Genomic DNA, 19,675 nt, shown 5'->3' on the forward strand with positions numbered 1-19,675 from the left:
GCACACGCGAAATGAACGAGGTATCGGCGTTCTCCGACAGAACGCCGATGCAATCAAGCAACAAAATGCGAGCCGGATGTGAACGGACACTTTGATTCCACCATCCGGGCTCGCATAATCCGAGCACTGGAACACCTATGTTGACCTGGGACGACGAAGTCACGCCCACACCGTCAAAGCCCGTGAGCAGCGGTTTAGCCACCAACCGCGAGGCGATGCATTCACCGCTCGCGACCGCACCCGCTTCCGTTCCCCAGCCTGCACTGCGCACCCTCGACGACGGCGCCATCGCGCCGGCCGCCGTCACGCCGATCGTGACGAAGCCCGCCGCCGCCGCACAGACCGCCGCACGCCGCGTCACCGCCGCCGACAAGCGCATCATCAACGGGCAGACCGACGTCAACCAGCTCGTCCCCTTCAAGTACAAGTGGGCCTGGGAGAAGTACCTGTCCACCTGCGCCAACCACTGGATGCCGCAGGAAATCAACATGAACCGCGACATCGCCCTCTGGAAGGACCCGAACGGGTTGTCCGAGGACGAGCGCCGCATCATCAAGCGCAACCTCGGCTTCTTCGTGACGGCCGACTCGCTGGCCGCCAACAACATCGTGCTGGGCACCTACCGCCACATCACGGCGCCCGAGTGCCGCCAGTTCCTGCTGCGCCAGGCGTTCGAGGAAGCGATCCACACCCACGCCTACCAGTACATCGTGGAGTCGCTCGGCCTGGACGAGTCCGAGATCTTCAACGCGTACCACGAGGTCGCCTCGATCCGGGACAAGGACGAATTCCTGATCCCGTTCATCGACGCGATCATGGACCCCAACTTCCACACCGGCACGCCGGAGACCGACCAGACGCTGCTCAAGAGCCTGATCGTGTTCGCCTGCCTGATGGAAGGCCTGTTCTTCTACGTCGGCTTCACCCAGATCCTGGCGATGGGCCGGCAGAACAAGATGACTGGCGCCGCCGAGCAGTACCAGTACATCCTGCGCGACGAGTCGATGCACTGCAACTTCGGCATCGACCTCATCAACCAGATCAAGCTCGAGAACCCGCACCTGTGGACCGCCGACTTCAAGGCGGAGATCAAGGCGCTGTTCCTCAAAGCCGTCGAACTCGAGTACCGCTACGCCGAGGACACCATGCCCCGCGGCGTGCTGGGACTCAATGCCTCCATGTTCAAGGGCTACCTGCGCTACATCGCCAACCGGCGTGCCACGCAGATCGGCCTGGAAGCGCTTTTCCCGAACGAGGAAAACCCCTTCCCGTGGATGAGCGAAATGATTGACCTGAAGAAAGAGCGCAATTTCTTCGAGACCCGCGTGATCGAATACCAGACGGGTGGCGCTCTTTCCTGGGATTGAAACGGCAACTGCGAGTGAGTTTGGAATAGTGCCCGCATGCACCACCGCCCGGAAAGAGGCGGGGGCATGACGGGTGATGGTGTTCGTGGGGCTGGGCCAAGGCCCAACCCCGCGGATCGCTTCGCGCTACCAACAATGCGCGGAGTGCTTCTTATGGTTGATGTGATCAACTTGACTAGGAGATAGAGAAAATGGCAACTGCGAAGAAATCGGCCGCGCGTAAAGCCCCGGCCAAGAAGGCATCCGCGAAGAAGACGACGGCGAAGAAGGCCACCGCCAAGAAGACGACGGCGAAGCGCCCGGCCGCCAAGAAGACGGCCGCCAAGCGCCCGGCCGCCAAGAAGACCGCGGCGAAGCGCCCGGCCGCGAAGAAGGCCGCAGCGAAGCGCCCGGCCGCCAAGAAGGCCGCCGCCAAGCGCCCCGCCGCCAAGAAGTCGGCTGCGAAGAAGACGACGGCGAAGAAGGCCACCGCGAAGAAGAGCACCGCCCGCAAGGCGACTGCGAAGAAGAGCACGGCCAAGAAGGCTGCGAAGAAGGCCTCCGGCGGCGCGAAGAAGGCTGCGAAAGCGCCTGCTGCGAAAAAGGCTGCCAAGAAGGCGCCTGCTGCCAAGCCGGCTGCTTCGGCCTCCGCTTCGGCTGCGCCCGCGGCTCAGACCACCCTGAACCCGCAGGCCGCCTGGCCTTTTCCGACCGCGGCCAAGCCGTAAGTCGCACCACGGGGAAGACGCCCTCGCGTTTTTCCCCGTGGCCGGCAGGTCACCCGACGCCACGGCGATGCCGTGGCGTTTTTCATTGGCGCGATACTTCGCGCATGCAGCCGCAGGACGACCTTTCCGGCGATGCACCCGGGCCGGTGCTGCCGGACGGCATGCGCTACGAGGCGGGCTTCCTCTCGCCCGGCGAGGAAGCAGCGCTGGTGCAGCGCATCGCGCAATTGCCGCTGGCGCCCATGAAGTACCAGCAGTACGAGGCCCGGCGGCGGGTCGTGAGCTACGGCGGGACGTACGACTTCAGCGCGCAGAAGCTGCATGCGGCCGCCCCCCTTCCGGATTGGCTGGAGCCACTGCGCTCCCGTGCCGCCGCCTGGATCGGCGTCGCGCCCGAGGCGTTCACGCAGGCGCTGGTGGCGGAGTACAGCCCCGGGACGCCCCTGGGATGGCACCGCGACGTGCCGGACTTCGAGGACATCGTGGGCATCTCGCTCGGCCACGACGCCGTGATGCGGTTCCGGCCGTACCCGCCCGAGGGCGGCCGCCGCGCCGACGTGCTCAAGCTGGTGGTGGCGCCGCGCTCCATCTACCTGCTGCGCGGGGCGGCCCGCTGGAACTGGCAGCACGCGGTGTCGCCGACGAAGGCCCTGCGCTACTCCATCACCTTCCGCACGCCGGCGGCAGCCCCGCGCGGGAAGCGCTAGCGCTCCTCGGCGGCCAGCTGCATGCGGCGGCGCAGCCGCGCGGCTTCCTCGGTGGCGCCGGCCTTTTCGGCACGCAGCGCCTGCGCCCCGAGCCAGGCCATCACCGCGCGCCGCCAGCCCTGCGCGGAAGCGGTGTCGGTGGCGAGCTGGAGCACCTCGGGGTCGGCCCGGTCGGTGCGCAGCAGGACCGCGGCGGCGACCAGCCGCGACAGCGGCACCTCGATGCCCTTGACGGCCGCGGCGCCGCCGGAGCCGCCCGCGACGCCGCGATAGGCCTCGGGCAGCGCCTTCGCCTGTTCCGGCGACAGCGGCACGCCGGCCAGGAAGTCGGCATACGCGCGCTCCGCATCGCTGGCATCGCGCCGCAGCGGCTCGAAACCCGCGCAAGGCGTGAAATCCAGGCTGGCGACCTGCACCGCGCAGCGCGTGAGTTCGGCCCGCGCGACCAGCGCCGGCTGCGCCGTGCTGGCGACCTCGCTGCGAAAGCGCGTGAACTCGGCCTGCGCCACGCGGTCGCGCGCCGACAGGTACGCGCGCTCGTAGCGCTCCTGCGCACCGTCGGCGTTCACCAGCCAGTCGGGCTGGCGCGGCTTGTTGCCGCAGGCCGTCAATGCGAGCACGGCCAATGCCAGGGCCGCCGCGGAACCGGCTTTGCCGGGCCGCTGGGGGCGCCCCCTCGAGGGGGAGGCGGCCGAAGGACGCTTCGGGGGGGAGTCCATCACGGCAACTCGACCTTCCGGTCCTTGGCGAAGGGCCAGCGGCGGTTGAGGTCGTTGATCATGTCCTCGATCTTGCGCAGGTTGGCCTCGACGTCGCCGCGCAGCGCGCCGAGATCCTCGGTCGCCTTGTTCACGTTGCCGGCGATGCCCTGCGCTTCCTTCAGCACCGCATCCACGCGCTGCAGGCTGCCGCGCGTTTCCTGCAGCAAGGCCTGCAACTGCCGCATGCTGGCCTGCGCGTCGTCGGCGATGCCGTTCTGGCCGAACACGCGCTGGTCGGCGTTGGCCACCAGGCGCTGCCCGTTGGCGGCCAGGCCCTGGATCTGCGCCATCGCGGCGTTGGCGCGGTCGACCGCGGCCACCAGCTTGCGCGCGTCCTGCTCGTTGCCGAAGATGGCGTGCAGCGCGCCCTGCCGGCTTTGCAGTTTGTTGGTGAACACCTGCAGGTTCACCATGGCCTGGTTGAGCTCGGAGTTCGCGGCCGTCATCTGGTTCACGTTGTCCAGCACGTCCTTCGCCGCCCCGATCACCCGTCCCACTTCCTCGTTGAAGTCCCCGCGCAGCACCGGGCGCTCGGCGCCGTCCGGCAGGGGCGGGTCGGTCAGCACGCCGCTGTAGGCGCGCAGCGTGGCGCCACCGAACAGCGGCTTGATCAGCGTGAACACGCTGGACGTGCGCAGCCACTTGGCGTCCTTCTTCGCGACGTCGATCTCGATGCGGACCTGGCCCTGGTCGCTGAGCGACACGCGCTGGACGCTGCCGATCGGGAAGCCCGAGAAGCTCAGGTCCATGCCCGCCACCACGCCTTCGGCGTTGTCGGCCACCAGGTACAGCTGCTGCTTGGGCTCGAAGTACCCGCGGGCGCGCATCAGGAACAGCCCGGAGCCGATGATCAGCGCCAGGGTGAAGGCGAGCAGCATGATCGCCTTCAGCTCCAGGTTGCGGATGTTGCGGTTCTTCGCCGTCGGCTCCGATTTCTGCACCGGCGTCTCGGGCGGCGGCGGTGCGGTGGGTGACGGAGGGCCGGGGCGCGGGGGGTCTTCGACCATGCTCAAATGTAATTGGCGACCAGCGACAGCGCCTCGAGCATCAGCAGCACGCCGAACATGCGGACCAGGCCCTGGAGCGCCGCGCTCTCGCGCGAGCCGTCGTCCTCGATGTTGTTCAGGCCCGAAGCCATCGGGATGACCGAGACGGCGATGGCGAAGAACAGCGTCTTCAGCACGAAGATGAACGTGAACATGGGCTCGAACACCCGCCCCACCATATGGACGTACGCGGACGTGCCGGCCACCGTGAACCCGTAGACCGCCAGGTAGGCCAGCGTGCCGGCGACGACGCAGCTGAGGGCCGCCAGCGTGATGCAGCAGAAGATGCCGGCCAGCAGCCGGGGCAGGACCTCGACGGCGATGGGGTCCAGCCGCCGGCGGTGCAGCGTGCGGAAATGGCCGATGCGGCGCATCTCCACCAGCGCGGCGCCGCTCGGGATGGTGCAGCGCAGTGCCACGAAGAGCGCGGCCGTCAACGGGATGAGCTCGATCACCAGGACCCGGATCACCATTTCCAGCGCGTATTGCGAGAGGCCGTAGCTGGCCGACGTGACGATCACGATGCGCGTGATGATCAGCGTGAAGAGCGCGATCATCACCGTGAACCAGCCGAGGATCGGCGCGGTGTCCACGTAGACGTGGCGCGCCAGGTTGCTGCGCGTCTCCGGCCCGTAGCTTTCGGGGGAAAAGGCCCGCACTACCATCACCGAGCCGAAGAAGGTGATGCGCGCCCATGCCGCCGCCCAGCGCACGGGCGCCATGCTCCTGTGCCCTACGGCGCGGTACCAGGTCGTCAGCGGCATAACGCCCGCATGGTAATGGGGCGCCGCCAGCGCGGGCGTAAGGCGGCGCCTACAGTTGAGCCACGCGGGGCATGTTCAGGACGCCGCGACGGCCGCGTGACAACTTCACGCAGCCTGCGGGCAGGTCGGACGCGGACTACGGCCTTTACACGCCCTTAGCTGACATCCAAGCTGACTCAGGCGTTCAATAGCGCATGAGCGCGATCGACACACGGACCGGAGGTGCGGGCTGCCGCCGGTGGAATCATGGCCTTGCAGCCCTGGCCCTGGTGTGCAGCGGCGTCGGCTGGGCGCAGGTGGTGTCCGTGCCCACGGCACACCTCCACCACGCGGAAGGGTCGGTCGCGCACGCGCCGCAGGGCGACAAGGAATGGCACGACGTGCAGCCCCGCAGGCTGCTCAAGCGCGGTGACCGCCTGTGGACCGACCGCGGCTCGCGGGCCGAACTGCAAGCCGCCGGACACCAGCTGCGCATCGACGGCCAGACCCAGCTGGTGCTGGAGAACGTCGGCGAAACGGCCACCCAGCTCAGCCTGACGCAGGGCAGCCTCGCGTTCAGCGTCACGCGCATGAACGCGGGCGACAGCTTCGAGGTGGGCACGCCGAACCTGGCGTTCCGCGCCCGCCAGGCCGGCGACTACCGGATCGACGTCGACACGAAGCAAGGCGTCACGCGCGTCGTCGTGCTCTCGGGCGCCGGCGTCGTGTACGGCGAACAGGGCGAGGTGCTGGAGATCCGCAACGGCCAGCGCTTCACGTTCCGCGAGCGCAGCCTGCACAAGGTGCAGCAGGCGGCTTTCGCCGTCACCGACGATTTCGACCGGTGGGCGGGCGCACGCCGGCGCGGCGAACCCACGGTGTCCATGCCCGCCGTGGCGTCCGCGGAGAAGGCCCCGGCCCCGGCCGTCACGGACGGCCGCAAGACGATCATCATCCCGGGCGGTCCGCTCGTGGCCGCGGCGAAGCCCGCCGCGGTGCCGCCGATGCCGGCGCCGCAGTCCACCGCGGCACCGATGCGCGTGACCGCCGCCGCAGCGCCGGCGGCAGCCTCCCTATCCAACGCGGCGATCCCGGCGGCCCCTTCGGCCATGCTCCCGCCCGCGGCCACGGCGCAGAAGGCACCCGCCCCGCAGTCCGCACCCGCCGCGCCGCCGGCGCAGGCGGCTGTGCAGGCCAAGGCAGCGGCCGAGGCCCAGGCGGCGCGCGAACAGCAGGAACGCCAGCGCGCCGCGCAGTCGAGGGCCGAGCAGGAACGTGCCGCCCAGGCCCGTGCGGAGCAGGAGCGCACTGCGGCCGCGGCCGCACAGCGCGCCGAGCAGCAGCGCCGGCTGCAGGCGGAGGCGCGCCGCGCCGAGGAACGCCGCGCCGCCCAGGCGAAGCGTGAAGCCGCGGAACAGAAGCGTGCGCTCGTGGCGAAACGCGCCGAGGACGAGCGCCGCCAGGTCGCCGCGAAACGCGAGGCGGATCTCAAGCGCGTGGCCGCGGCCCGACGGGCCGAGGACGAGCGCCGGCAGGCGCAGGCCCGCCGTGCCGCCGAGGAAAAGCGGCTCGCCGCCGCGCGGCAGGCGGAAACGCAGAAGCTGGCGGAGCAGGCGCGGCGACAGCAGCTGGCCCGGCTGCAGGAACAGGCGCAGCGCGAGGAGCAGTCCGCGCGCAGCCGCCGCGAGGCCGCAGCGCGGCGCGCCGAGGAAGACCGCCAGGACGAAATGGCGCGCCGGGAAGAACAGGCGCGGCGCGAGGATCAGGCCCGCCGGGACGAAGCCCGTCGCGACGAGGAGGTCCGGCGCCAGCGCATGCTGGCGGACCAGTGGCGGCGCGAGCAGGAGCGCCGCGAACAGGAAGTCTGGCTGCGGCAGCAGCAGTACCAGCCGCCGCCGATGATGCGCCCCGCCCCGATGGGCGTGCCGGCGCGCAGGGTCAGTTGACGCGGCGCGTGTAGGTCCGGGTCACCGGTGCCGGCTTGTCTTCTTCCGGCGGCAGGTAGATGGTGGTCCGGTCGATCTTGGCGTCGAAGGCCGCGATCTCCGCGCTGGCGCAGCGGATGACGGCTCGGTCGAGCGGATGGCACTGGCGCTGGCTCAGCTTGCCGAGTTCCTCGGAACGGTCGATGTGTTGCTTCACCTGGGCCGGATCGACCATGAGGGCAAAAGGATTGCTGGCCATCGCTGTCGTCATTTTCTTGGACTCCTTGTGCTGCGTTTTCGTCGGTCAACGACGTCGTTCTGGATGACGCAGACTGTCGGCCCTGGCTGAAAAAAGCCCGGTCAGCGGAGTGCGTTACACCTTGTAGGACACCGGCGCACTGCCGGCCGCGGGCGAGGCGCGCGAGGGCAGTTGCACAATAGGCGCATGCCTTTCATGCCGCCCTTCATCGCCCCCACCTTCCACACCGACGCCGAGAGCGCGCTGGCGCAGGTCGGCGCGATCTACGCGCAGCAGATCAACCACCTGCGCGAAGCGATGCAGAGGTTCGTCGCGGGCGAGGCCATGCCGGGCCGCGTGCGAGCCTGCTATCCCTTCGTGCGCATCCACACCGAAAGCGTGGTGCCGCAGGCCGCGCTGGAGAACGCCGGCCTGTCCTACGGCTTCGTGGCGAGCGCGGGCCGCTACGAGACCACGATCACGCGTCCCGACCTGTACGCGAACTACTACCTGGAGCAGTTCCGCCTGCTGCTGCAGAACCACGGCGTGCCGCTCGAGGTGGGCACCAGCAACGAGCCGATCCCGGTGCACTTCTCGTTCGCCGAGCATGACCACATCGAGGGCAACCTGCCGCCCGCGCGCCGGATGCTGATGCACGACGTCTTCGACCTGCCCGACCTGGGCACCATGGACGACGGCATCGCGAACGGCACGGTGGGCTTCGCGCCGGGGCAGCCGCATCCCTTGTCGCTGTTCACCGCTTCGCGCGTCGACTACTCGCTGCACCGCATGCGCCACTACACCGGCAGCGCGCCCGACTGGTTCCAGAACTACGTGCTGTTCACGAACTACCAGTTCTACATCGACGAGTTCGTGAAGCTCGGGCACCAGGAGATGAACCGGCCGGAAAGCGAATACATCGCCTTCGTCGAACCGGGCAACGTCGTCACGCGGCGCATCGGCGCGCCGCGCGAACCGATGGACGCGCTGGGCGCCCCGCCGCCGCGGCTGCCGCAGATGCCGGCCTACCACCTGATCCGCCCGGGACATGGCGGCATCACGATGGTGAACATCGGCGTGGGCCCGTCCAACGCGAAGAACATCACCGACCATGTCGCGGTGCTGCGCCCGCACGCGTGGATGATGCTGGGCCACTGTGCCGGTCTGCGCAACAGCCAGCAGCTGGGCGACTACGTGCTGGCCCACGGCTACGTGCGCGAGGACCACGTGCTGGACGAGGAGCTGCCGCTGTGGGTGCCGATCCCGGCCCTGGCGGAGATCCAGCTGGCGCTGGAACAGGCGGTGGCGGACGTGACGCAATGCCAGGGCGCGGACCTGAAGCGGATCATGCGCACCGGCACCGTGGCGAGCACGGACAACCGCAACTGGGAATTGCTGCCCGGCAACGAGCCGCAGCGGCGCTTCAGCCAGAGCCGCGCGGTGGCCCTCGACATGGAAAGCGCCACGATCGCGGCCAACGGCTTCCGCTTCCGCGTGCCCTACGGCACCCTCCTGTGCGTGAGCGACAAGCCGCTGCACGGCGAGATCAAGCTGCCCGGCATGGCCAACCAGTTCTACCGCGAGCGGGTCGACCAGCACCTGCGCATCGGCATGCGCGCCATCGAGATCCTGCGCGCCCAGGGCTCGCAGCGGCTGCACAGCCGCAAGCTGCGCAGCTTCGACGAGGTGGCGTTCCAGTAGGCGCGGCGGCCGGGGAGGGTCAGCCCTTCACCGGGGCGTCCGGCGTGGCGTGCACGGTGCGCCGCCGGGCACCGCGGAACGGTACCGCTTTGCCCAGGACCAGCAGCACGGCGAGCCCCGTGGCCATGCCGATCGACACCGAGTAGCCGGCCGCCACGAAGTACTCCGCCACTTCCTCGCTCAGCACGATCAGCGCAGTGAGCGCGGCGACGGACATGGCGAGCGCGGCCATGAAGAAGGCGAGGAAGTCACCCAGGACCACTTCCTGGCCGCAGGCGGCGCAGGTCGAGATGTCCTGGAGGAAGAGCTTGCGGACGTTCAGGCCCGCGTGGCACATGGGGCAGCGATAGTTCATGGTGCGACTCCGGCAAGGCGGCGAAGGTACACCGCCCCGCGCCGCATCGGCCTCTACCGACCAGGGGAGCCGGGGCTCCCGACCGTGTCAAAGTGCCGCTTCCGACTCCAGGAGCGTGGCCATCGCCTCGCCCAGCCGCACCGGCCGCGTCGGCGCCCAGTCGGGCGTGAAGGTCAGCACGTTCTTCGGGAACAGCATGACCACGGTCGAGCCGAGCAGGAAACGGCCCATCTCGGCGCCCTTGGCAAGGACGATCTCCTGGCCGTCGTAGCGCCACTCGCGCGGCTCGCGGGTGCGCGGCGGGTTCACCTGCCCGTGCCACACGGTGGCCATGCTGCCGACGATGGTGGCACCGACCAGGACCAGCACCATCGGGCCGTGGGCACAGTCGAATTCGCAAACGACGCGTTCGTTGCGCGCGAAGAGGCCGGGCACGTGCCGCGCCGTCAGCGGGTTCACCGAGAACAGGTCGCCGGGGATGTAGATCATCCGCTTCAAGCGCCCTTCGCAGGGCATGTGGATGCGGTGGTAGTCCTTGGGCGCCAGGTAGAGGGTGGCGAAGTGCCCGTGGTCGAACCGCTGCGCCAGCGCCTGGTCGCCCCCGACCAGGGCGCGCGTGGAATAGCTGTGGCCCTTGGCCTGGAACAGCTGGTCGTGCTCGATGGGGCCGAACTGGCTGATCGCGGCGTCGACGGGGCAGATGAACGGCGACGCCGCCAGCGGCCTGGCACCTTCCCTCAGGGGCCGGGTGAAGAAATCGTTGAAGGTGGCGTAGCTCCCGATCCGCGGGTCCGCCGCCTCCTGCATGTCGACGCGGTAGGTCGCGACGAAGCGCCGGATCATCCATTGCGTGACGGGGCCGAGGCGGGCAGAGGCCAGCTTGCCCATCAGGACGGTCAACAGCTTCTTGGGCAGCGCGTACTGGTGGGCGATCGAAAGCGGTGGGAACAAGCGCGGTCCTCGGAGTGAAGGGAAATTCTAAGGGCCCGGTGCCGTCTCCGGCAGACCGGGCGGCTCTGCGACACAATGGCCCCCGCCCATGACCGAGCCCCTCTTCGCAGCCCGCGCCCTGACCAAGCGCTACGGCGCCACCACCGTCGTCGACGACCTCTCGTTCGCGATCGCCCCCGGCGAATGCCTCGGAGTCATCGGCCCCAACGGCGCCGGCAAGACCACCACCATCCGCATGTGCCTCGGCCTCACGGAGCCGGACAGCGGCGAGATCGAGGCCCTCGGGCTGCGCATGCCGCGCGACGCGCTGGCGATCAAGGCGCAGCTCGGCGTGGTGAGCCAGTTCGACACGCTGGATCCGGACTTCAGCTGCGCCGAGAACCTGATGGTGTACGGCCGCTATTTCGGCATGCCGGAGGCGCGCATCCGGGAACGCATCCCGCAGTTGCTGGAGTTCGCGGCCCTGTCGCACAAGGGGCAGGCCAAGCCGGGCGAGCTCTCGGGCGGCATGCGCCGGCGGCTGTCGCTGGCGCGCGCGCTGGTCAACGACCCGCGCCTGCTGCTGCTGGACGAACCGACCACGGGCCTCGATCCGCAGGCGCGCCACCTGATGTGGGAACGGCTGCAGGTGCTGCTGCAGCAGGGCAAGTCGATCCTGCTGACGACGCACTTCATGGACGAAGCCGAGCGCCTGTGCACGCGGCTGCTGGTGCTGGACCACGGCCGCAAGATCGCCGAGGGCACGCCGCGCGACCTCATCGCCGAACACCTGGAGCCGGACGTGGTGGAGGCGTACGGCAACGGCGCGCTGTCGCTGGTGGATTCCCCGCTGAAGGCGCTGGCCGGGCGCACCGAGGTCAGCGGCGAGACCGTCTTCTTCTACACGCAGGATGCCGGCCCGCTGCTGCAGGCCCTGGGGCGCGACCACCCCAAGCTGCGCACCCTGCACCGGCCGGCCAACCTGGAGGACCTGTTCCTCAAGCTGACCGGCCGCCAGATCCGGGAGGGTGGATGAACAACCATTGGCGGCTTCCTTCGCTGTCGCTGCGCTGGTGGCCGGTGTTCCGGCGCAACCTGCTGGTGTGGCGCAAGCTGGCGATCCCCAGCCTGATCGGCAACATCGCCGAGCCCCTGATCTGGCTCGTGGCCTTCGGCTACGGCATGGGGGCCCTGATCGGGCAGCTGCAGGTGAACGGCACCACCGTGCCCTACATCCTGTTCCTGGCCAGCGGCTCCATCTGCATGAGCGCGATGAACGCGGCCACCTTCGAGGCCTTGTACTCCGCCTTCTCGCGCATGCACGTGCAGAAGACCTGGGACGGCATCCTCAACGCGCCGGTGAGCCTGGACGACATCGTGATGGCGGAGATGCTGTGGGCCGCCTGGAAGGCCATCTTCACCGTGACGGCCATCCTGCTGGTGATGCTGGCGCTGGGCATCAGCTACAGCCCCAAGCTGCTGGTCGCCTGGCCGGTGCTGCTGGCCGCCGGCATCACCTTCTCCTGCATCGCGCTGATCTTCAACGCGCTGGCCAAGGGCTACGATTTCTTCACCTACTACTTCACGCTGTTCCTCACGCCGATGATGTTCCTGTCGGGCGTGTTCTTCCCTCGAGAACAGCTGCCCGGCGCCGTGCGGGCGTTCTCGGATTGGCTGCCGCTCACCAGCGTGATCGAACTGGTGCGCCCGATGTTCATGGACCAGTGGCCGACGCATCCGGTGCGCAACCTGCTGGTCCTGGGGGCGTACGCGGTCGTCACGTTCTGGATCGCCCTGGCGCTGACGCGGCGCCGCTTCGCCACCTGAACACGCCATGGCTGCCGTGCTGCCCGCCGACCTGCTGGCCATGATGGAGCGCGGCGTATCGGTGATCGTCGGCTCCCGCGACGCGGCCCTGCGGCCCAGCGTCATGCGCGGCGTCGGCAGCCGCATCGAGGCGGACGGCCGCGCCATCACCGTGTACCTCTCGCGGCCGCAGTCGCGGCAGCTGGTGCAGGACCTGGCCGCGACCGGCCGCATCGCGGTGGTGTTCAGCGAGCCTTCCACGCACCGGACCGTGCAGCTGAAGGCGTCGCGGGTCGAGATGCGCAATGCGGACCCCGGCGACGCACCGGTGCTGGAGCGCTACCTGCGCTCGATGGAGCACGAGGTGCAGAAGGTCGGCTTCGGTCCGCCGCTCACGCGGGCCATGCTGGCGCACCGGCTGGAGGACGTGGTGGCCGTGCGCTTCACGCCCGAACAGGCCTTCGACCAGACGCCCGGGCCGCGTGCGGGCGCGGCGCTCGGGAGCGGCCGGTGAGCGCTCCGACGCTGCAGGACATCCGCGCCTGCTTCGAGGGCGCGATCCCGGCGATCGTCGGCACCTGCAGCGCCGACGGCGTGCCGAACGTCGCGTACATCTCGCAGGTGTTCTACGCCGACGAGCGCCACGTGGCGCTGTCGTTCCAGTTCTTCAACAAGACGCGCCAGAACATCCTGGCCAACCCCCACGCCACGGCGCTGCTGCTGCACCCGGGCACCGCGCGCTTCTACCGCCTGCACATCCGGTACCTGCGCACCGAGACGGCCGGGCCGCTGTTCGAAGGCATGCGGGCGCAGCTCGCCGGCATCGCGTCGCACAGCGGCATGCAGGACGTGTTCCGGCTGCTGGGCGCGGACGTGTACGAGGTGGAACAGGTCGAGGCGCTGGAGGGCGACACGCTGCCCGCGCCGCCACCGCGCGCGGGCTTGCTGGGCGCCGTGCGCCGCGCGAGCGAACGGCTGGCCCGTTGCGCGGGCCTCGACGACGCGCTGGCCGCCGTGCTGGCCAGCCTCAACGACCACCTCGGCATCCGTCACGGCATGGTGCTGATGCTGGACCCCGCGGCGCGGCGCCTCTACACGGTGGCGAGCTGCGGGTATGCGACCTCCGGCGTGGGTTCGGAGGTCGGCCTCGGGCAGGGCGTGATCGGCGTGGCGGCCCGCGAGCGCACGCCGGTGCGCATCGGGCACATGACGAACGCGGCGCTCTACGGCCAGGCCATGCGCAGCAGCTTCGACGCGAACGTGCCCGACTTCGAGCCGGTCACGGAGATCCCCTACCCCGGGCTGGCGCAGCCGCACAGCCAGCTGGCGGTCCCCATCGTGAACGGCGGAAGGCTGCTGGGCGTGCTGTTCGTCGAAAGCAGCCAGGAGCTGCAGTTCACCTACGAGGACGAGGACGCGCTGGTGGCGATCGCGGGCCACCTCGGCGCCGCCATCGAACTGCTGCAGGCCACCGAAGCGAGCGATGCGGCGAGCCCGCCCGCCCCGGCGTTGCCGGACCCGCCTGCGCGCGCCGCGCCGCTGACGGTGCGCCACTTCGCGGCCAACGACAGCATCTTCCTGGGCGACGGCTACCTGATCAAGGGCGTGGCCGGCGCGATCCTCTGGAAGCTGTTGCGCGACCACGTGGCGCAGGGACGCACGGAGTTCACCAACCGCGAACTGCGGCTCGATCCCGCGCTGGGCCTTCCGGACGTCAGCGACAACCTCGAGGCCCGGCTGCTGTTGCTGCAGCGGCGGCTGTCGGAACAGGGCGGCGGCCTGCGCATCGAGAAGACCGGGCGCGGACGATTCCGGCTGGTGGTGGAGCGGGCCGTGGTCCTGGTCGAAGCCTAGGCCGGCAGCCCGAGGTCGCGCGACAGCTTGTCCCAGTCGCGCTGCGCGAGGCAAGGGCGCACGCCCTGCAGCATCGCGTCGAACGCCGCGGCGGGCGCCTTCGCGCGCATGTCGGCGACCACGTGGAAGCGCTCCAGCGGGTTCATGAAGGGCACCAGCCAGCGGGAGATGACCATCATCTCGTCCGGCGGGATCGAGGCGACCAGCGCATCGTGCACGGCCACCAGCTCCGCGTCGGTGTAGCGGGCCCAGAGCACGGCGTTGTGCGCCGTTTCCTCGACGTGCATGTGCCGGAAGTTGTCGGCGACGAAGAGGGCGAGTTCGCGGTACAGCGTGGTCGCGAGCGCATGCCGCTGCGCGTCACCGGCGGTTTGCAGGATGCCTGCCAGCTCGCCAAGGGACGCGATGTGCTGCCGGTGTTCCTCGTGTTCGTGCGCGATCGCGTCGCTGGCGCCGGCGGCGCGCGCTTCGATCGCCGCGTGCACGAAGCGGTTCTCGTGCTCCAGGTGCGATGCACAGAAGCCGAGCAGCTGCAGCACGCGTCCGGTGGTCTCGGCGACTTCGGCGGGGTCGGCCGGGTCCATGCGGCCGACGGCGACCAGGGTGTCGGCCATGAAGGCGCGCAGCGCCTTGTGGATGCCGGTGTACATGTCGAAGCGCGGTGCTTCGGCGGCCGCGACGCGGGCCAGTTCCTGCGGGGAGATCTGCATGGTCTTCTTTCGTGGGAGGACGGCGGGTTGCCGTGGAAAGAAGTCTAGGAACGCACCCCGCGGCGCGTTCTGAAGAATCCCTTAAGCAAACCTTCCAGGAACCTTAAGCAGCGACGGCCTCGCGCGGCACGTGAACTGGTTCACGGCCCGCGCGCGCCGCGGCCCGGACGAGGTCGGCCGCCTTCTCGCCGATCATGATGACCGGCGCGTTGGTGTTGCCGCCGACGATGGTCGGCATGATCGACGCGTCCACCACGCGCAGGCCTTCGAGTCCGTGGACCCGCAACTGCGCATCCACCACGTCGAGCGGGCCGGTGCCCATGCGGCAGGTGCCCACCGGGTGGTAGATCGTGTCGGCGTGGTTGCGCACGAAGGCCTCGATCTCGGCGTCGGTGCGGGCGCCGGCGGACGCCGCCAGTTCGCGCCCGCGATGGCCGGCCAACGCGGGCTGCGCCAGGATGTTCCGCATGGCCTTGAAGCCGCGCACCAGGCGCTGCACGTCGTCGGGATCGGCGAGGAAGTTCGGGTCGATGCGCGGCGCGGCCAGCGGGTCCGCGCTCTTCAGGCCGACCGAACCCCGGCTCTTCGGCCGCAGCAGGCAGACGTGGCAGGAGTAGCCGTGGCCGAACACCGTCTTGCGCCCGTGGTCCACCAGCTTGCCGATGACGAAGTGCAGTTGCAGGTCGGGGATCGCTTCCGCCGGGCTGCTGCGGATGAAGCCGCCCGCCTCCGCGAAATTGGTCGTGAGCAGTCCGGTGCGGGAGCGCCGCCATTCGAGGATGCCCTTCACGGCATTCACGAGGCCGGAGAACGACAGCCCGAACAGCTCCGTGACCGTCGGCGCGTCGACCACCTGCACCACGTCGACGTGGTCGTGCAGGTTGCGCCCGACGCCCGGCAGGTCGTGCAGCACCGGAATGCCGTGGGCCTGCAGTTCCGCGGCGGGGCCCACGCCCGACAGCATCAGCAGCTGGGGGGACAGCAACGCCCCGGCGGAGAGGATCACCTCGCGCCGGGCCCGCATCTGCCGGCGCTGGCCGCCCTGCTCGTATTCGACGCCGACCGCGCGCCGGCCCTCGAACACGACGCGGCTGGCGTGCGCGCCGGTCACCACCTGCAGGTTCGCGCGGCCGCGGTTCGGCGCGAGGTAGGCCTTGGCCGCGCTGTACCGCTCGCCGTCCTTGTGCGTCACCTGGTAGAGGCCGACGCCTTCCTGCTGCGCGCCGTTGAAGTCGCGGTTCTCGGGATAGCCGGCCTGCTTGCCCGCCTCGACGAATACGCCCCCGAAGCGGTGCGGGCTGCGCAGGTCCATCACGTTCAGCGGCCCGCCCGTCCCGTGGAAGGCGTCGGCGCCGCGCTCGTTGTGCTCGGAGCGGCGGAAGTACGGCAGCACGTCGTCCCAGCCCCAGCCCGCGTTGCCTTCCGCCGCCCAGCCGTCGTAGTCGGCGCGGTGCCCGCGCGCATAGATCATCGCGTTGACCGAGCTCGAGCCGCCCAGCACCTTGCCGCGCGGCTGGTAGCCGCGACGGCCGTTGAGGCCGGGCTGCGGCTCGGTCTGGAAGCCCCAGTTCGCCTGGCCGTTCTTCGCCAGCAAGGCGAGGCCCGCCGGGCAGTGGATCAGGATGCTGGTGTCCGGCGGGCCGGCCTCCAGCAACGCCACCTGCACGTCCGGGTCTTCGCTCAGGCGTGCCGCCAGCACGCAGCCGGCGGAGCCGCCGCCCACGATCAGGTAGTCCACAGTGGCGATGTCGCTTGCAGCCATGGCTGTCTCCTCCGTTGCACCAGTCTAGGCCGCCGCCCCGCCGCGGCCACCGGGTGCCTGCTCTAATGACGCTCATGGAAAACGCCAGTCCGCCCGCCGAGGGCACCATCCGCACGGAGCGACGTGGCCCGCTGCTGCTGGTCGGCATCGACCGCCCCGCCAAGCGCAACGGCTTCACGCCCCGCATGTTCCGCGAGCTGGCGCAAGCGTACACCCTGCTCGACGACGACGCCGAGCTGCGCGCCGGCGTGCTGCACGCCCTCGGCGACCATTTCACGGCGGGGCTGGACCTGCCGTCGATCGCCCCTTTCATGCAGAAGGGCGAGAAGTTGTGGCCGGCCGGGCTGGTGGAGCCGCTGGACCTGGGCAGCCCGGGCTACCGCCGGCGGACCAAGCCGATGGTGGTGGCCGTCCAGGGCATCACCTTCACGCTGGGCATCGAGCTGATGCTGGCCGCCGACATCGTCGTCGCGGCGGACGACTGCCGCTTCTCGCAGCTGGAGGTCAAGCGCGGGATCATGGCCACGGGCGGTGCCACGCTGCGGATGGCGGAGCGCGCCGGCGTCGGCAACGCGCTGCTGCACCTGCTGACCGGCGACGAGTTCGGCGCGGCCGAAGCGCTCCGGCTGAACTTCGTGCAGAAGGTGGTCCCTGCCGGACGGCAGCTGGAAGAGGCAATCCGCATCGCAGAAGCCGTCGCTGCCCAGGCGCCGCTGGCCGTGGTGGCCACGCGGGCGAACGCGCGCAAGGCCGTGGAAGACGGCCCGCTGGCGGCCATGGCCGAGTTCGTGACGGTGCAACAGCGGCTGTCGCGCAGCGAAGATGCGGCGGAGGGCGTGCGCTCGTTCATCGAGAAGCGCGCGGCGCGGTTCAGCGGCCGGTAGGGCCGGACGGCGCAGGGACCCTGCCGCCGGCGCCAATGCATTGCACGCAATTTGATTTTGAACTACACTTCACGCCATGCCGGCCCGCAACCCTTCCGTCGACCCGATGCTCCTGCTGGACAACCAGCTGTGCTTCGCGCTGTATTCGGCTTCGCTGGCCATGACCAAGCTCTACAAGCCGCTGCTCGACGAACTCGGCCTGACCTACCCGCAGTACCTCGTGATGCTGGTGCTGTGGGAAGGTGACGGCCTGATGGTCTCCGAGCTCGGCCAGCGCCTGTATCTCGATTCCGGCACGCTCACGCCGCTGCTCAAGCGGCTGGAGGGCGCGGGCCTCGTCAGCCGTCTGCGCGACGTGGCCGACGAGCGCCGGGTGCACGTGCACCTCACGGCGGCCGGCCGCAAGCTGAAGGCCCGTGCGGCCCGCGTGCCCGCCTGCGTGCTGCAGGCCAGCCAGTGCTCGCTGCCCGAACTGAAGCAGCTCACCGACCAGGTGCGCAGGCTGCGCGAGCGGCTCGCCGCCTGACGCCCATCCTTTTCCCCTCCCGCTTCTCCCGAAGCTCCAACCCCCAAGGACCTCCATGACCACCCAACTCGACAAAGTGCTGTACACCGCAAAGTCCCACGTGACCGGCGGCCGCGAAGGCGAAGGCCGCTCCAGCGACGGCCGCATCGAAGTGAAGCTGTCCTCGCCCGGCGGTCCCGGCAATGGCACCAACCCGGAGCAGCTGTTCGCCATCGGCTATTCCGCCTGCTTCATGGGCGCGATGAAGGCCGTCGCGCCGAAGCTGAAGGTCACGGTGCCGCAGGACGCCGCGATCGACGCCGAAGTCGACCTGGGACCCACCTCGCTGGGCTACGGCATCGCCGCCCGCCTGAACATCAGCCTGCCCGGCATGGAGCGCGCGCAAGCCGAGCAGCTGGTGGCCGAGGCGCACAAGGTCTGCCCCTATTCCAACGCCACCCGCAACAACATCGACGTCCAGATCAACGTCGTCTGACGCTCCTGGGTGTCCCGCAGGCGGCCCGCCGGTGTTGAGCCGGCGGGCCGCCTGCCTTAGCGTGCGGGCATGAGCAACACCACCCTCCTCGTGCGCAAGGACCGCATCGCCGACGCCCGCCTGGACGAGAGCGAAGACCCGGCCCTGTCGGCCGGCGAAATCCGCGTGCGCGTCGACGCCTTTTCCCTCACGGCCAACAACATCACCTACGCGGCATTCGGCGACGCCATGCACTACTGGCGCTTCTTCGCGGCGCCGCAAGAGGGCTGGGGCATCGTGCCGGTCTGGGGATTCGCCACGGTGGTGCAGTCGCTGCATCCTGGTGTGGCCGTCGGCGAGCGGCTCTATGGCTACTGGCCGATGGCGCGGCATGCGGTGCTGCGGCCCGACCGGCTGGACGAAGGCGGCTTCCTCGATGCCACGCCGCACCGGCGCGAGCTGCCCGTCACTTACAACCACTACGCGCGCAGCAGCCGCGACCCGTTCTACACGCCGGACAGCGAGGACGCGCAGTCCGTGCTGCGGCCGCTGGCGACCACCGCCTGGCTGATCGACGATTTCCTCGCCGAACAGGGCTTCTTCGGCGCGCGGGCGGTGCTGATGTCGAGCGCCTCGAGCAAGACCGCGTACAGCACGGCGTTCCACCTCCGGCGGCGCCAGGGGATCGAACGCATCGGCTTCACGTCGCCGGCCAACCGGGCGTTCTGCGAGAGCCTGGGCTGCTACGACCGCGTGCTCGCCTACGAAGAGCTGCCACGGCTGGATGCCACCCTGCCCTGCGTGTACGTGGATTTCGCGGGCAACGCGGACTTCCGGGCCCGGCTGCACGGCCACTTTCCCGACCTGAAGTACAGCTGCGCCGTGGGCGGCACGCACGTGTCGGCGCTGGGTGGCGGCAGCGGCTTGCCCGGTCCGCGGCCGACCCTGTTCTTTGCCCCGGCGCAAGCGCAGAAGCGGCAGAAGGAATGGGGCGCCGCGGACTTCGGCAAGCGCCTGGTCGAAGGCTGGAATGCCTTGCGCGACCGCGCCACGGACCCCGCACGCCCCTGGCTGCGCGTGCAGCACCACGACGGACCCGACGCGGTGCTGGCGGCCTACCGCCGCATGGCCGCGGGCGACACCGACCCGGCCTTCGGCCACGTGCTGAGCCTGCGCTGAGGGCGGGCAGCGACAATCGC

At 69.8% G+C, this 19,675-nt stretch carries 21 protein-coding genes; 13 read left to right on the forward strand and 8 right to left on the reverse strand.

The window, feature by feature from the left end; translation table 11 throughout:
• The first annotated feature begins 137 nt into the window (after positions 1 to 137).
• From IM787_RS06755 to IM787_RS06765, 3 genes are all read left to right on the forward strand, one after another.
• Complete coding sequence (locus tag IM787_RS06755) at positions 138 to 1,367, forward strand: ribonucleotide-diphosphate reductase subunit beta (protein ID WP_193675877.1); 1,230 nt, start codon at positions 138 to 140, stop codon at positions 1,365 to 1,367.
• A gap of 191 nt (positions 1,368 to 1,558) precedes the next feature.
• Positions 1,559 to 2,074 carry a histone H1-like DNA-binding protein gene (locus tag IM787_RS06760; protein WP_193675878.1) on the forward strand — a complete coding sequence of 172 codons (516 nt, stop codon included), beginning with the start codon at positions 1,559 to 1,561 and terminating at the stop codon, positions 2,072 to 2,074.
• A gap of 104 nt (positions 2,075 to 2,178) precedes the next feature.
• Positions 2,179 to 2,781: an alpha-ketoglutarate-dependent dioxygenase AlkB gene (locus IM787_RS06765; protein WP_193675879.1), complete on the forward strand. Its 603-nt coding sequence runs from the start codon at positions 2,179 to 2,181 to the stop codon at positions 2,779 to 2,781.
• Here IM787_RS06765 and IM787_RS06770 read toward each other — a convergent pair.
• From IM787_RS06770 to IM787_RS06780, 3 genes are all read right to left on the reverse strand, one after another.
• Positions 2,778 to 3,401, reverse strand: a complete 624-nt coding sequence (locus tag IM787_RS06770; RefSeq protein ID WP_354004366.1) for a hypothetical protein — start codon at positions 3,399 to 3,401, stop codon at positions 2,778 to 2,780. The genes IM787_RS06765 and IM787_RS06770 overlap by 4 nt on opposite strands.
• Before the next feature lie 98 nt (positions 3,402 to 3,499).
• Positions 3,500 to 4,549, reverse strand: coding sequence for an MlaD family protein (locus IM787_RS06775; protein WP_193675880.1), 1,050 nt, complete (start codon positions 4,547 to 4,549; stop codon positions 3,500 to 3,502).
• A gap of 2 nt (positions 4,550 to 4,551) precedes the next feature.
• Positions 4,552 to 5,352 (reverse strand): MlaE family ABC transporter permease, encoded by an 801-nt coding sequence (locus IM787_RS06780; protein ID WP_193675881.1) that lies wholly within the window; start codon positions 5,350 to 5,352, stop codon positions 4,552 to 4,554.
• A gap of 194 nt (positions 5,353 to 5,546) precedes the next feature.
• Between IM787_RS06780 and IM787_RS06785 the strand changes: the two genes are divergently transcribed.
• Complete coding sequence (locus tag IM787_RS06785) at positions 5,547 to 7,277, forward strand: FecR family protein (protein WP_193675882.1); 1,731 nt, start codon at positions 5,547 to 5,549, stop codon at positions 7,275 to 7,277.
• On the opposite strand, the gene IM787_RS06790 is transcribed toward IM787_RS06785, so the two are convergent.
• Positions 7,270 to 7,527 carry a hypothetical protein gene (locus IM787_RS06790; protein WP_193675883.1) on the reverse strand — a complete coding sequence of 86 codons (258 nt, stop codon included), beginning with the start codon at positions 7,525 to 7,527 and terminating at the stop codon, positions 7,270 to 7,272. The genes IM787_RS06785 and IM787_RS06790 overlap by 8 nt on opposite strands.
• Positions 7,528 to 7,701: 174 nt before the next feature.
• Between IM787_RS06790 and IM787_RS06795 the strand changes: the two genes are divergently transcribed.
• The gene (locus IM787_RS06795) at positions 7,702 to 9,195 is read left to right on the forward strand and encodes an AMP nucleosidase (RefSeq protein WP_193675884.1); all 1,494 of its coding nucleotides are present in this window, start codon (positions 7,702 to 7,704) and stop codon (positions 9,193 to 9,195) included.
• Between the two features lie 19 nt (positions 9,196 to 9,214).
• Here IM787_RS06795 and IM787_RS06800 read toward each other — a convergent pair whose 3' ends face one another.
• Together IM787_RS06800 and asd are read right to left on the reverse strand one after the other, a co-directional pair.
• Positions 9,215 to 9,550 (reverse strand): hypothetical protein, encoded by a 336-nt coding sequence (locus IM787_RS06800; RefSeq protein ID WP_193675885.1) that lies wholly within the window; start codon positions 9,548 to 9,550, stop codon positions 9,215 to 9,217.
• Between the two features lie 87 nt (positions 9,551 to 9,637).
• Complete coding sequence (gene asd, locus IM787_RS06805) at positions 9,638 to 10,501, reverse strand: archaetidylserine decarboxylase (protein WP_494338044.1); 864 nt, start codon at positions 10,499 to 10,501, stop codon at positions 9,638 to 9,640.
• Positions 10,502 to 10,589: 88 nt separating this feature from the next.
• Here asd and IM787_RS06810 point away from each other — a divergent pair, with 88 nt between their 5' ends.
• From IM787_RS06810 to IM787_RS06825, 4 genes are read left to right on the forward strand one after another with little or no spacing between them, the layout of a single operon-like run.
• A complete protein-coding gene (locus IM787_RS06810; RefSeq protein ID WP_193675886.1) occupies positions 10,590 to 11,516 on the forward strand; it encodes an ATP-binding cassette domain-containing protein in 927 nt (308 codons plus the stop codon).
• Positions 11,513 to 12,307: an ABC transporter permease gene (locus IM787_RS06815; protein WP_193675887.1), complete on the forward strand. Its 795-nt coding sequence runs from the start codon at positions 11,513 to 11,515 to the stop codon at positions 12,305 to 12,307. Before IM787_RS06810 ends, IM787_RS06815 begins: the two co-directional genes overlap by 4 nt.
• Positions 12,308 to 12,314: 7 nt before the next feature.
• Positions 12,315 to 12,800, forward strand: coding sequence for a pyridoxamine 5'-phosphate oxidase family protein (locus IM787_RS06820; protein ID WP_193675888.1), 486 nt, complete (start codon positions 12,315 to 12,317; stop codon positions 12,798 to 12,800).
• The gene (locus IM787_RS06825; RefSeq protein WP_193675889.1) at positions 12,797 to 14,140 is read left to right on the forward strand and encodes a GAF domain-containing protein; all 1,344 of its coding nucleotides are present in this window, start codon (positions 12,797 to 12,799) and stop codon (positions 14,138 to 14,140) included. Before IM787_RS06820 ends, IM787_RS06825 begins: the two co-directional genes overlap by 4 nt.
• Here IM787_RS06825 and IM787_RS06830 read toward each other — a convergent pair.
• Both IM787_RS06830 and IM787_RS06835 read right to left on the reverse strand, forming a co-directional pair.
• On the reverse strand, positions 14,137 to 14,850 hold the full coding sequence (locus tag IM787_RS06830; RefSeq protein ID WP_193675890.1) for a hemerythrin domain-containing protein: 714 nt from the start codon (positions 14,848 to 14,850) through the stop codon (positions 14,137 to 14,139). The two genes, IM787_RS06825 and IM787_RS06830, sit on opposite strands and share 4 nt — an antisense overlap.
• Positions 14,851 to 14,953: 103 nt before the next feature.
• The gene (locus IM787_RS06835; RefSeq protein ID WP_193675891.1) at positions 14,954 to 16,612 is read right to left on the reverse strand and encodes a GMC family oxidoreductase; all 1,659 of its coding nucleotides are present in this window, start codon (positions 16,610 to 16,612) and stop codon (positions 14,954 to 14,956) included.
• Between the two features lie 74 nt (positions 16,613 to 16,686).
• Here IM787_RS06835 and IM787_RS06840 point away from each other — a divergent pair, with 74 nt between their 5' ends.
• From IM787_RS06840 to IM787_RS06855, 4 genes are all read left to right on the forward strand, one after another.
• On the forward strand, positions 16,687 to 17,496 hold the full coding sequence (locus IM787_RS06840) for a crotonase/enoyl-CoA hydratase family protein (protein WP_227494152.1): 810 nt from the start codon (positions 16,687 to 16,689) through the stop codon (positions 17,494 to 17,496).
• A 76-nt stretch (positions 17,497 to 17,572) separates the two neighbouring features.
• Positions 17,573 to 18,022, forward strand: a complete 450-nt coding sequence (locus tag IM787_RS06845) for a MarR family winged helix-turn-helix transcriptional regulator (protein ID WP_193675893.1) — start codon at positions 17,573 to 17,575, stop codon at positions 18,020 to 18,022.
• Between the two features lie 55 nt (positions 18,023 to 18,077).
• Positions 18,078 to 18,497 carry an organic hydroperoxide resistance protein gene (locus IM787_RS06850; RefSeq protein ID WP_193675894.1) on the forward strand — a complete coding sequence of 140 codons (420 nt, stop codon included), beginning with the start codon at positions 18,078 to 18,080 and terminating at the stop codon, positions 18,495 to 18,497.
• A 69-nt stretch (positions 18,498 to 18,566) separates the two neighbouring features.
• Positions 18,567 to 19,655, forward strand: coding sequence for a DUF2855 family protein (locus IM787_RS06855; RefSeq protein ID WP_193675895.1), 1,089 nt, complete (start codon positions 18,567 to 18,569; stop codon positions 19,653 to 19,655).
• Positions 19,656 to 19,675 lie beyond the last annotated feature (20 nt).

Source organism: Ramlibacter pallidus (assembly GCF_015070875.1).
GTDB lineage: Bacteria > Pseudomonadota > Gammaproteobacteria > Burkholderiales > Burkholderiaceae_C > Ramlibacter > Ramlibacter pallidus.

Bases quoted from the DNA above. Each gene is read 5' to 3' on its own strand.
- IM787_RS06755 (WP_193675877.1), top strand. From the start codon at position 138: ATGTTGACCTGGGACGACGAAGTCACGCCCACACCGTCAAAGCCCGTG.
- IM787_RS06760 (WP_193675878.1), top strand. From the start codon at position 1,559: ATGGCAACTGCGAAGAAATCGGCCGCGCGTAAAGCCCCGGCCAAGAAG.
- IM787_RS06765 (WP_193675879.1), top strand. From the start codon at position 2,179: ATGCAGCCGCAGGACGACCTTTCCGGCGATGCACCCGGGCCGGTGCTG.
- IM787_RS06775 (WP_193675880.1), bottom strand. From the start codon at position 4,549: ATGGTCGAAGACCCCCCGCGCCCCGGCCCTCCGTCACCCACCGCACCG.
- IM787_RS06780 (WP_193675881.1), bottom strand. From the start codon at position 5,352: ATGCCGCTGACGACCTGGTACCGCGCCGTAGGGCACAGGAGCATGGCG.
- IM787_RS06785 (WP_193675882.1), top strand. From the start codon at position 5,547: ATGAGCGCGATCGACACACGGACCGGAGGTGCGGGCTGCCGCCGGTGG.
- IM787_RS06790 (WP_193675883.1), bottom strand. From the start codon at position 7,527: ATGACGACAGCGATGGCCAGCAATCCTTTTGCCCTCATGGTCGATCCG.
- IM787_RS06795 (WP_193675884.1), top strand. From the start codon at position 7,702: ATGCCTTTCATGCCGCCCTTCATCGCCCCCACCTTCCACACCGACGCC.
- IM787_RS06800 (WP_193675885.1), bottom strand. From the start codon at position 9,550: ATGAACTATCGCTGCCCCATGTGCCACGCGGGCCTGAACGTCCGCAAG.
- IM787_RS06810 (WP_193675886.1), top strand. From the start codon at position 10,590: ATGACCGAGCCCCTCTTCGCAGCCCGCGCCCTGACCAAGCGCTACGGC.
- IM787_RS06815 (WP_193675887.1), top strand. From the start codon at position 11,513: ATGAACAACCATTGGCGGCTTCCTTCGCTGTCGCTGCGCTGGTGGCCG.
- IM787_RS06820 (WP_193675888.1), top strand. From the start codon at position 12,315: ATGGCTGCCGTGCTGCCCGCCGACCTGCTGGCCATGATGGAGCGCGGC.
- IM787_RS06830 (WP_193675890.1), bottom strand. From the start codon at position 14,850: ATGCAGATCTCCCCGCAGGAACTGGCCCGCGTCGCGGCCGCCGAAGCA.
- IM787_RS06835 (WP_193675891.1), bottom strand. From the start codon at position 16,612: ATGGCTGCAAGCGACATCGCCACTGTGGACTACCTGATCGTGGGCGGC.
- IM787_RS06840 (WP_227494152.1), top strand. From the start codon at position 16,687: ATGGAAAACGCCAGTCCGCCCGCCGAGGGCACCATCCGCACGGAGCGA.
- IM787_RS06845 (WP_193675893.1), top strand. From the start codon at position 17,573: ATGCCGGCCCGCAACCCTTCCGTCGACCCGATGCTCCTGCTGGACAAC.
- IM787_RS06850 (WP_193675894.1), top strand. From the start codon at position 18,078: ATGACCACCCAACTCGACAAAGTGCTGTACACCGCAAAGTCCCACGTG.
- IM787_RS06855 (WP_193675895.1), top strand. From the start codon at position 18,567: ATGAGCAACACCACCCTCCTCGTGCGCAAGGACCGCATCGCCGACGCC.